The sequence below is a fragment of the Prosthecobacter sp. genome (assembly GCF_044373815.1).
Lineage (GTDB): Bacteria > Verrucomicrobiota > Verrucomicrobiia > Verrucomicrobiales > Verrucomicrobiaceae > Prosthecobacter.
On sequence record NZ_JBIPNG010000159.1, the window covers coordinates 1 to 13,013 of the forward strand.

General features: G+C 61.0%; 7 protein-coding genes. All 7 read left to right on the forward strand.

What is annotated here, in order from left to right; all coding sequences use genetic code 11:
• Positions 1-33: 33 nt before the first annotated feature.
• The 7 genes from ACIREA_RS14405 to ACIREA_RS14435 are packed head-to-tail and all read left to right on the forward strand — an operon-like array spanning position 34 to position 12,535.
• On the forward strand, positions 34-6,003 hold the full coding sequence (locus tag ACIREA_RS14405; RefSeq protein WP_397382976.1) for an SDR family NAD(P)-dependent oxidoreductase: 5,970 nt from the start codon (positions 34-36) through the stop codon (positions 6,001-6,003).
• On the forward strand, positions 6,003-7,346 hold the full coding sequence (locus tag ACIREA_RS14410) for a condensation domain-containing protein (RefSeq protein ID WP_397382978.1): 1,344 nt from the start codon (positions 6,003-6,005) through the stop codon (positions 7,344-7,346). Before ACIREA_RS14405 ends, ACIREA_RS14410 begins: the two co-directional genes overlap by 1 nt.
• Positions 7,347-7,351: 5 nt before the next feature.
• On the forward strand, positions 7,352-8,284 hold the full coding sequence (locus ACIREA_RS14415; protein ID WP_397382979.1) for a fatty acid desaturase family protein: 933 nt from the start codon (positions 7,352-7,354) through the stop codon (positions 8,282-8,284).
• Entirely contained in the window at positions 8,281-9,864 is a 1,584-nt protein-coding gene (locus tag ACIREA_RS14420) for an esterase/lipase family protein (RefSeq protein WP_397382980.1), read from the forward strand. Before ACIREA_RS14415 ends, ACIREA_RS14420 begins: the two co-directional genes overlap by 4 nt.
• Before the next feature lie 23 nt (positions 9,865-9,887).
• Positions 9,888-10,616: an ABC transporter ATP-binding protein gene (locus tag ACIREA_RS14425; RefSeq protein ID WP_397382981.1), complete on the forward strand. Its 729-nt coding sequence runs from the start codon at positions 9,888-9,890 to the stop codon at positions 10,614-10,616.
• 1 nt (position 10,617) lies between these two features.
• Entirely contained in the window at positions 10,618-11,733 is a 1,116-nt protein-coding gene (locus ACIREA_RS14430; RefSeq protein WP_397382982.1) for an ABC transporter permease, read from the forward strand.
• Positions 11,734-11,755: 22 nt separating this feature from the next.
• On the forward strand, positions 11,756-12,535 hold the full coding sequence (locus tag ACIREA_RS14435; RefSeq protein WP_397382983.1) for an outer membrane lipoprotein-sorting protein: 780 nt from the start codon (positions 11,756-11,758) through the stop codon (positions 12,533-12,535).
• Positions 12,536-13,013 lie beyond the last annotated feature (478 nt).

The window sequence follows — 13,013 nt, forward strand, 5'->3', positions numbered from 1 at the left end:
GGGCCACAGTGGCAGGGCATGGGCTGCGAGCTCATGAAGCATGAGCCGGTGTTTCAAATGATGATCGAAGCCTGTGACAAGGCGATGAAGCCCTGGGCGAAGTTTTCCCTGATGGATGAACTCAACCGTCCGGAGGCTGAAACGAAGATGCAGCAAACGGCGATTTCGCAGCCTGCGATTTTCGCCATGCAGATGGGACTGGCGGCGCTGTGGCAGTCCTGGGGCATCCAGCCTGCGGCGGTGGTCGGGCACAGTGTGGGTGAAGTGGCCGCAGCGTGCATCGCGGGCATCCTCACGCTGGAACAAGCGGCGAAGATCATCGTGCTGCGCGGGCGATTCATGGATGAATGCGCTGCTGCAGGTGGAACGATGCTGGCGGTGGGCATGAGCCCGGAAGAAGCGCTGGCGGTGATCGCCAAGCATGACCGTGCGGTGAGCATCGCTGCCTTCAACGGGCCGCGTTCGCTGACGTTGTCGGGCTTGAAGACATCGCTGGAGGCGATCGCTGCCGAACTGGAAGTGAAGGGCGTGTTTGCGCGCTTTTTGCAGGTGAGCCATCCCTTCCATCATGCGATGATGCAATCCGCTGCGGATGCTTTGAAGGCAGCACTGAGCGATTTGAAACCGCAGGCTGAAAAGCTGCCGTTTTTCAGCACGGTGACGGGCAAGCGTCTGAGTGGTGCTTCTTGTGATGCAGGCCATTGGTCACGCGGTGTGAGGCAGCCGGTGGAATTTGCGAATGCGATTGCTGCGGTGGCGGAATTTGGTGCGGATGTATGGCTGGAGATCGGCGCGCATCCTGCGCTGGTGCGCTCCATGCAGGAATGCCTGGGTGACAATGGGGGCAAAGCCACGGTGCTGGCCTCGGCACGCCGTGAGCGCGAGCATGAGTCTCTGCTGGAAACCGCACTGGATCTGCATCTGGCGGGAGTGGTGCTGGACTTCAAGGCGCTGACGCCATCGCGGCGTCATCTGACGCTGCCGACTTATGCGTGGGACAAGAGCCGGTGGTGGAATGAATCTGCCGAGATGCGTGAAGGACGGCTGGCTCCCGGAGGCAAAGGATTGCTGGACATCCGCCTCGCGCGATCCACGCCGACGTGGATCACACGGCTGGACAATCGGCACATGGCTTTCCTGAAGGATCATCGTGTGGAAAATCTCATCATCTTTCCTGCCGCAGGTTTTGTGGAAATGGCACTGGAAGCCGGGGTGCAGTTGTTTGAGGGCAAACCGTTCGTCATTGAAGACTTTGAGATCCGCAAGCCTCTCATTTTGCCTGACCCGCCATCCGGGCTGCTGATGGAACTGACGTATGATCTGACAGAGCGCACGTTCTCCATTCAGAGCAAGTTTGAAAGCGGGGCCTCGTGGTCCACGCACGTGGTGGGTGCGATGCGCGGTGAACGCACGGAGTCATCTTTTTCGCTTACGACCTGTGAGACGTCCAAGCTTCCTGCGGTGGGGCTGGACACTTTCTATGATCACATGAGTGACATGGGACTGCGCTACGGTGAGGAGTTTCGTCCGATTCGTGAGCTGTCTGCCAGTGCCGGCAAGTCGGCAGGACGCGTGGCGCTGAGTGCTGCGATCGCACCACGTGCGGCGGAGTATCCGTTGCACCCGGTGCTGTTTGATGGCGCGCTGCAAATCTTCTCCGCAGGTGCGGCGACTGTGGAAGGTCGCACGGCAGGACTGCGGCTGCCGGTGCGTTTTGCGCGCATTTTGTTTCTGCGCACTCCGGGGGCTTCGAGCCGGGTGTGTGCGGGCGTGAAGGATGCGAATGATGAATTCGTGGAAGGCGGCATCGACTTGTATGACGAAGCGGGCAGGCCGTGTGTGCGCATTGACGGATTCCGTGCGATCAGCGTGGAAGGTTCACGCCGCACCGGTAAAAACGGCAAGGGCCGGGATGTGACGTATCACATCGCCTGGGAGGAGCGCACGCTGGGGAGCAAACCCGCTGCTGCCGCCCCGGTGGCACTGAGCCGGCTGCATGAGGCCGCACAACTGGCGCTGGATGAAGTGCTGGACATGCGCGGACGCAACAACCTGGATGCTGCAAGCGCAGCAGGTGATGAACTGACCGCCGCGCAAGTGGCGAGCGGTCTGCGTGCGATGGGCGCGGAGGGGGAATTCACGGCGAAATCACTCGGCGTGAGCGACTCGATGCAGCGCTCGTTTGTGCAGCTGATGAACAATTTGGTGAAGCAAAAGCTGCTGATCCAAAAGGGTGCGGGATATGAGACGACACCATCCTTCACGAAGGCGGCGGATTCGTCAGTGGCTCTACTGAGTTCATGCATCGGCCTGTATCCGGGCCATCTGCCGGAGGCGCTGATATGCGGCGCCACCTGTGCGGAGCTGGGCCCCATCATGCGCGGTGAGAAGGAGGCGGTGCAGGTCTTGTTTGCCAGCGGTGGTGCGGATTTGCTGGATCAGTTTTACGGCGACGGACTCGTGACGAGTCCGTGGCTGGCGGCGATGGCCGGTGCGGTGAGTGAAGCGGCACGCCAGCTTCCGGAAGGACGCGGGCTGCGTATCTTGGAGATCGGTGCAGGTACGGGCGGACTGGCATCTCAGGTGCTGCCTGGACTTGAGCGCGGGGTGCATACCTATGTGTTCAGCGATGTCTCACCGGCCTTCTTTCCTGCGGCGAAGCAGAAGCTGAACAGCTTCGCTGAAGTGGAGTATCAGGTCTTTGATCTGGAGAAGCCCGGCACTGAGCAGGAGTTCAAGGCTGGCTCGTTTGACATCATCCTTGGCACGAATGTGATCCATGCGGTGAGCGATGTGCGCAGCGCGCTGCGCAATCTCAATGAGCTGCTGGTTCCCGGTGGCAGCCTGATGTTTGTGGATGTGGCGACGCCGCATCTGTGGCTGAACGCGGTCTTTGGACTGACGAGCGGCTGGTGGCGTTTCACGGACCGTGATCTGCGGCCTAATCATCCGCTGCTGGAGCGTGAGCAATGGCAGAAGGTTCTGGGTGAGACGGGATTCAGCGAAACGGTTTCGCTCTCCGGTTTGATCCGCTCTCAGGGCGGCGAAAGCTTGATTGGACTGATGGCACGCAAGCCATGGATCAAGCCGGTGCATGCCGAGCCTGCGCTGGCGGAAGTGCCGGTGGAGAAATCTTGGCTTGTGATGGCGGATGCAGGCGGGCTGGGAGACGAGCTGGCTGTGCAACTGCGTGCGAGCGGAGTGAACTGCCGTGTGGCGCATCGTGGTAATGCCTTTGAGCCGGAAGGCACGGATGCCTTTGCCCTGCGTGCGGAGTCGCTGGAAGACTGGCAGATGCTGCTGAAAGCCTGCGCGGACGAAGTGCCGGAGCGGTTTGTTTATCTGTGGAGTCTGGATGAGAAGGAACCCGTGGCTGGCAAGGATGCCGCGATGATGGGCACGGATGGATTGTTTCACCTGACGCAGGCGCTGGAACTGCTGAATCCGGCGGCCAAGCTGCGGATCGATGTGGTGACGCGTGGTGCCCAAGCTGTTGGCCGGAACAACAAGGTGGCGCTGGCGCAAGGGCCGTCCATCGGCCTGATGCGTGTGATTGCCAATGAGCACAGCAACTACACCTGCCGTGGCATTGACCTGCCGCCTGAGGCTTCTGCCGCAGACAACGGGATGCTGTGGACTGAACTGCAGCAGGAAGATGCGGAGCGCGAGATCGCCTACCGTGGTGAGGCGCGCTATGTGCGGCGCATCAGCCGTGGACTGCAATCGCGTGAGCAAGTGCTGGATGCGAGCGTGCCGCTGCGGCTGGAGTCGCGTGAGCGCGGTCTGCTGGATGCGCTGAAACTGGTGCCCTTTGCGCTGCCACCGTGTGGTGCGGGTGAAGTGGTGATCGAGGTGAAGGCGGCGGGGATGAATTTCCGCGACGTGCTGAAGGCGCTGGCGCTGTATCCTGCTGAAACGGCGGATGCGCGGGTCTTTGGCGATGAAGTGGCCGGGATCGTGAAAGCAGTGGGCAGCGGTGTGACGCATGTGAAAACGGGCGACCGTGTGTTTGGCCTGGCGGTGTTTGGACTGGCGACGCACTCGATGGCGCGAGCCGGTGATGTGCGTGTTATTCCTGAAGGGCTGTCGTTTGAAGAAGCGGCGACACTGCCGGTGGTCTTCATGACTTCATGGTATGCGCTGAAGACGGCGGCGAACCTGAAGGCGGGTGAGCGTATCCTGATTCATGCGGGTGCGGGCGGCGTGGGCATGGCGGCGGTGCAGATCGCGCATCATCTGGGTGCGGAAGTGATCGCCAGTGCGGGAAGTCCGGCGAAGCGTGCGCTGCTGACGGTGCTGGGTGTGAAGCATGTGATCGACTCACGGCGTGGCGACTTTGCCGAGGCGGTGATGGAGCTGACGAATGGCAAAGGCGTGCATGTGGTGCTGAACGCACTGGCTGCTGAAGCCATCCCGATGGGGCTCTCGTGTCTGGCGCAGTCGGGCCGATTCATTGAGATCGGCAAACGGGACATTTATCAAAACAGCCGCATCCCGCTGTGGCATCTGCGGAAGAACGCTTCATTCCACGTGGTGGCAATGGATGCGATCTTCAGCGATGACGAAGAGCAGACGCGCGAGTTGCTGGGAACGATTGCCGACCTGGTGGAGAAGAAGGCGCTGCATGCGCTGCCGTTCCGTGCTTTCCCGGCGTGCCGCATTGATGTGGCCTTCCGCCTGATGGCGCAGGGCAGGCACACGGGCAAAGTGATCGTGTCATTCCCCGAGCCGTTTGTGGTGAGACGTGGTGAGCCGCTGACGCCAGCCTTTGCGGTGAAGGCGGATGGCTGCTACCTGATCACCGGTGGGTTTGGTGGATTTGGCAAGGTGCTGGCTGAGTGGTTGGCCGACTGTGGCGCGAAGCATCTGGTGCTGAGCAGCCGCAGCGGACCTGCGACACCTGCGGCAGAAGCCTTCCTCGAGAAGCTGCGTGCACGTGGTGTGGATGTGAAGGTGGTGCTGGCAGATGCCGGCGCACCGGAAGACATCCATCGCCTGCTGGCGGAAATTGCTGCGACGAAGATCCCGCTGAAAGGCGTGTTTCATCTGGCGATGGTGATTGATGATGCGCCGATGGCGGCGCTGACACGCGAGCGGATGCGTACGGTGCTGGCTCCGAAGGCGCACGGTGCGTGGATGCTGCATGAAGGCACGCTGGGCATGAGCCTGGACTGCTTCGTGATGTTCTCGTCTGTCTCGAGCATTTTTGGAAATTCGGCGCAGGCGAACTATGCTGCAGCGAATGCGTTCCTGGATTCACTGGCACATCATCGTGCGGCCATGGGGCTGCCGGCGCTGGTGATCAACTGGGGAGCACTGGGCGGGGAAGGGTATGTGGCGCGCAATGAACGCGTGGCTGAATACCTAGCGCGTCAGGGCACCACGCCGCTGTCTCCGCGTGAGGTGGTCTTTTTGACGGAATCTTATCTCAATGCCGGAGCCACGCAGGCGATGGCGATGCGGGTGGACTGGTCGAAATGGCGGCAGTCATTCCGTGGCAGTCAGGAGAGTCCTCTGCTGGAGCGCATCTATGCGGCCGGTGTGGACGCTCCGGAAGCGAGCGGTGCGAAGAGCGACTGGCGGCGCAAGATTGAATCCGCCGCACCTGCGGAGCGTGCGGATGTGATCGGTCAGGCGGTGCGTGATGTGGTGGGCTCTGTGCTGCGGGTGAAACCTGAGGGGCTGCGCTTTGACCAGCCGCTGACGGATTTGGGACTTGATTCATTGATGGCGGTGGAGATCGAGAACTCGATCGAAAGCTCCATCGGAGTGGCGCTGCCTCCGGCGAGTCTGATGCGTGCGCGCACGATCGGGCAGATCGCGACGCTGATTTCTGAACACATGGGAGCGGCGGCTGCACCCCAAGCACCCGCAGAGCCTGCGGAACCCGTGGCAACGGATGACGTGGATCTGGAGGCGCTGACGGATGAGGAAATCGACCGGCTGCTGGATGATGCCGACATCTCGGATGACAAACCTATGGTGCTGAAAGCTCAAGCCTGATGTCTGAAGACAATCGAGCACGCCTGAAGCAATGGCTGGCGAGCGGAGAGATCCGTCTGCAGCCGCTGAGCTTTCCGCAGCGCGAGCTGTGGGAAGCGGCGCCTGTGCCAGCCGCTGATGTGTCGAACAATATCTGCGCGCTGATTCAGGTGCGCGGACTGCTGACGCCGCAAGGGAGCGAGGCGGCGCTGCAAAAGGTGGTGGACCGGCAGGAGGTGCTGAGGCTTTCGATTCTGCCAGGCAAGGCGCAGCCAATGCAGATGATCCGCCGGACGGCTGTGCCTGCGCTGCGCTTTCATGAGCTGTCACCGGAACAGCGTGAACCAGAGGCGATCGAGGAACTGGCGCGGGAGATTGCAAGCCGGCCGTTTGATCTGGTGCAGGGGCCGCTGTACCGCGCGGAGGTGTTTCGGCGCTCTGCGGATGAGCATGTGCTGGTGCTGGTGATTCATCATGCGATTGCGGATGGCTGGACGCTGGGGGTGTTTGTGCAGGACTTGTTTGCCTCCTACATGCAGGGGGTGCGGGGAAATCACGCCGCACTGCCGCCGGTGCCGCAGACGTATTCGCAGTGGGGCGCTGCTGAGCGTGCCTTCTGGCAGCCTGCGGTGCTGGCACCACGGGTGGAGTTTTGGAGGACGCATCTGGCTGGGGCACCACGGCTCTGGAACACCGCTGTGAGTGGTGAGATGAAGCGCTGTGTGACGCAGGTGTCTGGCGAACTGGGCCGTGCTGTGCGTGAACTGGCGAGGCGCAATGGCGCGACGCTTTTCACCACGCTGCTGACGGCGTTTCAAATCGCGCTGTCAAAGTGGACGGGGCAGGATGACATCGTGGTCGGTACGCCGGTGGCGAACCGCAGCACGCAGGCGGCGCGTGAGACGATGGGCTACTGCTCGGGCATTGTGCCGTTGCGCGGCCAGATTGATCGCACGCGGTCGTTTGCCGAGAGTCTGCATGCGGTGCATGAGACGACGGTGGAGTCGTTTGCAAATGCGATTCCGTTTGCGGAACTGGTGCGTGCTTTGGGAGGAGCGACCCTGCCGGGACACAATCCGATTTTTGAGGTGCGGTTTGCGCTGCAGAATCATCCGATTCCTGATGTGGCGGTGCCGGGGCTGTCTCTGCAACTGCGCATGCGCAGCACGGGGACGGCGCGGTTCAACCTAGCGTGTGAGATCAATGAGGAAGGGGAGGCGATGGAGGTCGCGTGGCTGTTTCACGCAGATCAGTTCTCACTGGCCGACATTGCGCAGGTGGGGCGCATGTATCTCGATGTGCTCGCGGGTGTGTGCCAGTCGCCTGAGATTTTAACTGCTGCTCTCATGACTACACTGCGATGAATAATGTGACCTCCATCAAACCGCACTGGGTGAGCCGCTCGGCTTTTCAGATCGTGGTGTTTCTGTTTCTGTTTACTGAAATCGGGCTGTGGGCGGTGCTGCACAGCGGGGTATCGCTTTGGTGGGCTGTGCCGCTGGTGCTGGTGGCGAGCCATTTCATGCATGGGGCGGCGGTGGGCTTTCATGAGGCGACGCATGGCCTGCTGCGGAAGAACAGGCGCTTCAATGAATTTGATGGCGTGCTGCTGGGTATCTTCAGCTTCATGAGCTTCAGCCTGTACCGTGCGGCGCATCAGACGCATCATGCGCACTTTGCCACGGAGCGTGATGAAGAGCTGTGGCCGTTTGTTTTCACGAAGGCGCCGCGGTGGGGACGGGTGCTGGTCGCGTTCTTCGAACTGACCTGCGGATTGTTCTACACGCCGTTTTTGTTTTTGCGCTCGTTTCTCAGAGCTGGATCGCCGATCCGCAGTCAGAAGGTGCGGCGACGCATCTGGATGGAACTGGGGCTGATGGTGGTGGTGTGGATGGGCATCATCGCGGCGGTTTCGTACTGGCAGGTGTGGTATTACTTTGGGTGGATGTTTTTCGCTCCGGCGTTCATCACGGGGAACCTGCAAAGCTGGCGCAAGTATGTGGAGCATGTGGGCCTGACCGGGAACACGGTGAACAGCGCGACGCGGCACATCGTGGCCGAGGGCTGGACGGGGCGGCTGGTGGCCTTCACGCTGCTGCATGAGCCGTATCATGGCGTGCATCATCTGCATGTGGGCATACCGCACTCTGAGCTGCCGCACCGCAAGGAGGAGATCCTGCCGCAGACTGCTGACGAACGTGCACCGTTTCCGAGCTACCGGCATGCGATGCTGGATGTGATTCGCAGTCTGGGTGATCCGCGCGTGGGCGCGCAATGGCAGAGGAATGCCAAAGAGACATGAAGCGTATGCTCTCCTTCGTCATTGTCATTGCGTCTGTATTCAACCTGGCGGCCTGCCAGGGGATGCAGAGCGCGAGCTTGGAAGAAGCGCACGAGGCGTGGCTGGTGATGCAGCATGAAAAGCCGGGCACGGCGACGGCGCAAACGGCGCTGCTGAAGTATGACCACGCCGTGGCGCAGGTGATGCAGTGTCTGCGCAGCCGGGAAGGAACGGCGGCATGGGGGAAGGAGATGCAAACCGGTGGTGTGCGAGGATGGCGTCTGACGTTTGATGCGCCTGAGACATCTGGTTCAACACGCACGCTGGCGCTGGCGGAGTTCGCGCATTGTCGGCCAGCGGCTGAGGTGAGACTGCATGGATTTGACAGGGTGGTGGAGCATGGTGGCCTGGGCGTGCCCGTGGTGCTGGCTCAGGATGATCCCCGGATCGCACAGAAGCCGTTTCATCCGCCGAATGGTGAATGCCTGCCTGCCACGGCGGTGCTGGAGTTTCCACCGGATGTGCCAGGGCATGCAGCGGAGGCACGGCTGCGATTTTACAATCCGCTGGCGGTGTCAGAGATCGCGGTGGGCCGGTATTCGCATCCGCTGGCGGAGAACCTGACGGCGGCACTGCAAGGCACGCTGACGGATTTGCGAGTGGATGAAAAAGGGGCGGGCGAAGAGGTGAAATCGGCCTCGGGGGAGCATGCGTCACGGTTGTTTTTTCTCAGCCGCTATGACAAGGGCCGGGTGCCGGTGGTGTTTGTGCATGGCATGCTTGCAGGGCCGGACGTTTGGAAAAACTGCGTCAATGAGATGTATGCTGATGCCGGCCTGCGCCGACGTTTTCAGCCGGTGTGTTTCATCTATCCGAGCAAGCTGCCGATCCCAGCCTCAGCGGCACGGCTCAGGGAGCTGCTGACGCAGGCGCGAGGTCGATTCGATGCAGGGCAGGAGAATGCCGGGTTTGGCCGCATGGTGCTGGTGGGGCACAGCATGGGAGGCCTGCTGGCGCGCATGCAGGTCATTGACTCCGGCGAGGATTTCTGGCGCGCATTTTTTGATGTGAGCCCTGAGCGGCTGGAAGGAGCCGTGGATGCAGACACGAGGCACATGCTGCAGCAGTCGTTTTTTTTCAAGCGGCGGAGTGACATCGGCACGGTGGTGTTTATCAGCACGCCGCATCAGGGCAGCGTGCTGGCTGACAACAGAGTGCTGCGGACGCTGGTGAGGACGGCGCTGTTTCTGCCGAAGACGGCAGGGGAGCGGGTGAAAGCACTCATGGCGCTGCCGGCATCCTTCATTCATCCCGAGTCACGTGACTTTCACGCATGGGGCGTGGGAGGTGTGGAAAATCTGGCCGCGAAGCATCCCTTTGCACGAGCGCTGGCGCGGCATCCGGTGGAGGTGCCTTTTCACTCCATCATTGCCACACGCCGTACGGTGGACGGTCGTGACAGCAGCGACGGCATCGTGCCGTACTGGAGCGCGCATCTGGATGGAGCGGCCTCGGAAACCATCGTGCCCTACTCACACCGCTGCACAGAGAAGCCGGAAACGGTGCGGGCGGTGATGAAGATCCTGGCCGGTGTTCGATGAATGACAGCCCTACCCAAGAAACCATGACAGCCTCTTTAATAGAATCCCATGCCACCGCATCACCCGCGCTCGTCTTCGAGGCGCGCGGATTGAAAAAGGAATACGATGGCGGGCAGGTGCAGGCGCTGCGGGGAGTGAATTTTCGCATCACGCAGGGGGAGTTTGTGGTGATCATCGGCCCGAGCGGCTGCGGCAAGACGACGCTGCTCCAGATGCTGGGCGCGCTGGATGTGCCGAGTGCTGGGATACTGCACTATCGCGGCAGTTCGATGGCGGAGATGCCTGATCCTTCGGCGTATCGTGCGCGCGAGATAGGCATCATTTTCCAGGCGTTCCATCTGCTGCCGACTTTCACGGCGGTGGAAAATGTGCAGATGCCGATGTTTGAAACGGACCGGCCTGCAAGCACGCGAACTGAGCGGGCGGTGGAGCTACTGAAATCCGTGGGACTGGGGCATCGGCTGGATCATTTTCCCGCGAAGCTTTCGGGTGGTGAAAAGCAGCGAGTAGCCATCGCCCGCAGTCTGGCGAATGGTCCTGCGGTGCTGCTGGCGGATGAACCCACGGGGAATCTGGACAGTGAAAACTCGAAGCACATTCTGGAGCTGATCATCCGGCTGCGGCGTGAGCAAAACATGACGCTGGTGCTGGTGACGCATGATCTCAACATCGCGCGCATGGCCACACGAACGATTCAGATGAAGGACGGCCTGATCGTGGCTGATCTACAAACACCCGCATCCGCAGCTTGATATGAACTTTTTTTCCATTGTTGTGCGCGGCCTGCTGCGACGCCCTGTGCGCACCGGGCTGACGCTTGTGGGCATCTCCGTCGGGATCGGCGCCGTGGTGGCGCTGGTCGGCATCTCGCGCGGCTTTGAGGCGAGCTGGGCGACGGGCATGAAGGTGCGGGGCACGGACATCGTGGTGAGCAACATGGGCAACGCGCTGGCGCCGAAGCCGTTCAGCTCCGAGGTGCGCGACCGGATCGCGAAACTGCCGCAGGTGGTGGAGGCATGCTCCATCTATGCGGATCTGACGAGCGTGGAGGATGCCTCGATGATGGTGGTGTCTGCGCGTGAATGGGGCGGCTTTTCCTGGCAGAACCTGAAGCTGATCTCCGGGCGCATGCCACATGATGGCATGGAGCTCGCTGTGGTGCTGGGCCAGACGGCAGCGGAGACGCTGAAAAAGAAGGTCGGTGATCCGCTGCAGCTTGAAACGAAGGAACTGATCGTCACAGGCATCGTGGATGGCGGTGCGATGGTGGAGAATGGATCGGTGATTCTGTCGCTGGCGCTGTTTCAGAACATCACGGGCAACGAGGGCAAGATCAATGTGATCGACATCCGTGCCGCGCCGGGGCTGAGCGAGGAGGAGATGAAGGAGCTGTGCGAGAAGATCAATGCCACCGCCCCGGAGGCGCGAGCGATGGTGGCGGGGGAGCATCTGGGCAACAGCCAGGCGTTTCGTTTCATCAGCGCGATGAGCTGGGGGACCTCGCTGCTGGCGGTGATCGTGGGGGTGCTGGGGGTCATGAACACGATGCTGATGACGGTCTTTGAACGGAAGCAGGAGATCTGCATCCTGCTGGCCATTGGCTGGAAGCCGGGGCGCGTGATTCGCATGATCTTGTGGGAGTCGGCGCTGCTGGGTTTTCTAGGAGGCATTGTGGGTGTGATTATCGGCACCATTGGTGTGGAGGTGCTGGAGACGCTGCCTGCGATTCACGGGATGCTGGAGCCGGAGTTTAATGTGGGACTGATGGCGGTGGCTGTCTGCCTGGCCGTGGTAGTGGGCGTCGTCAGCGGGTTGTATCCTGCGTGGCGGAGTTCGCGGCTGACACCGAGTCTTGCGATGCAGGGCTGAATTTTTAACCCAATACCTATTTATGAAATCCTTTATTCGATTGATCTGTCCTTTGCTCCTGGTGGTGGCCACCTATGCTGACGATGCTGCGAGTGGACTCGCTGCGAAACTGGGGACAATGCAGCAGGATGGCGCGTCTGTGGTGCGGCTGAAGATGGAGGTGCAGGGGGCAAGCAAGTTCACTCTGCAACTGCAGATCAAGCAACGACGCAGCGGGGCGGGCACCGAAGTGGTGTATCAGGTGCTATGGCCGAAGGAGCGGGCGGGGGAGGCGGTGCTGCTGCGAAAGATGGGTGATGGGGGCGCGATGGGGACGGTGTTCATCCCGCCCAACACGGTGCGGACTCTTGATGGCAGTCAGATGAAGGATGCGCTGCTGGGAAGTGACCTGAGTTATGCCGATGTGGTGGAGAATTTCTTTCTTTGGAAGCAGCAGGCGATAGTCGGCACGGAGATGGTGAATCGTGTGAGCTGTGACGTGCTGGAGTCGAAGCCTGGCAAGGGGGAGCGCTCTCATTATGGCAGCGTGCGCACGTGGGTGGATCGCCGGCGTGATGTGCCGCTGCGTGTGGAGAAGTACAGTGCGTCAGGGAAGCTGGTGCGGAAGATTGAGACGACGCGGGTGGTCACCAATGACAAGAAGCAAGCCGTGCCGGCGAACCTCACGGTGAGCGGGGCAGGGCAGGGAAGCGTGACTGAGGTGAACGGAGCGAGCGTGAAGCATGGCGTTAGTTTCGGTGATCGTGAGTTTACGCCCGCTGGGTTTATGGAGGTGGGGGCGGTGCGTGCGGGTGCGGATTGATGGAGAGTTCAGAGGAGGTGTGCGAGAAGCGTGCGTGGGCTTGTCGTTGGTACTGGGAGGCGGAATGCTTCTCGCCTACCTCCGGCAGGCGATTTTGAGCACGAGCGAGTGGCATGCGTGATCCGGTGGTTCTCGCTCGCCAAGCCTCGCTTCACCACCGGCTATTTTCTCTGCTCCCTCTGGGAGCTCAAGAGATGTATGATTAGATTGAGCTGTGTGATGAATGGATGCTGAACAATAAGATTGTCACCTTTTCTCACAAGCTTGATTGAAGTATGGAATGCGAGAAGGGGCAGGTCATTGAGACCTGCCCCTTTGTGGTGCCTGATGTGAGTTGACTGCAGTGCAGTCTAAACTTGTTTAGCGATGCCTTGGCAGGATCTGGATGTTTGAGTGCTGCTGGAGGCCGGGGGCGTTGACGCGGACGTTGGAATTGTAGCCGCTGCTGCGCTGCGGGGTGTAATGCTGGTGGCTGCCG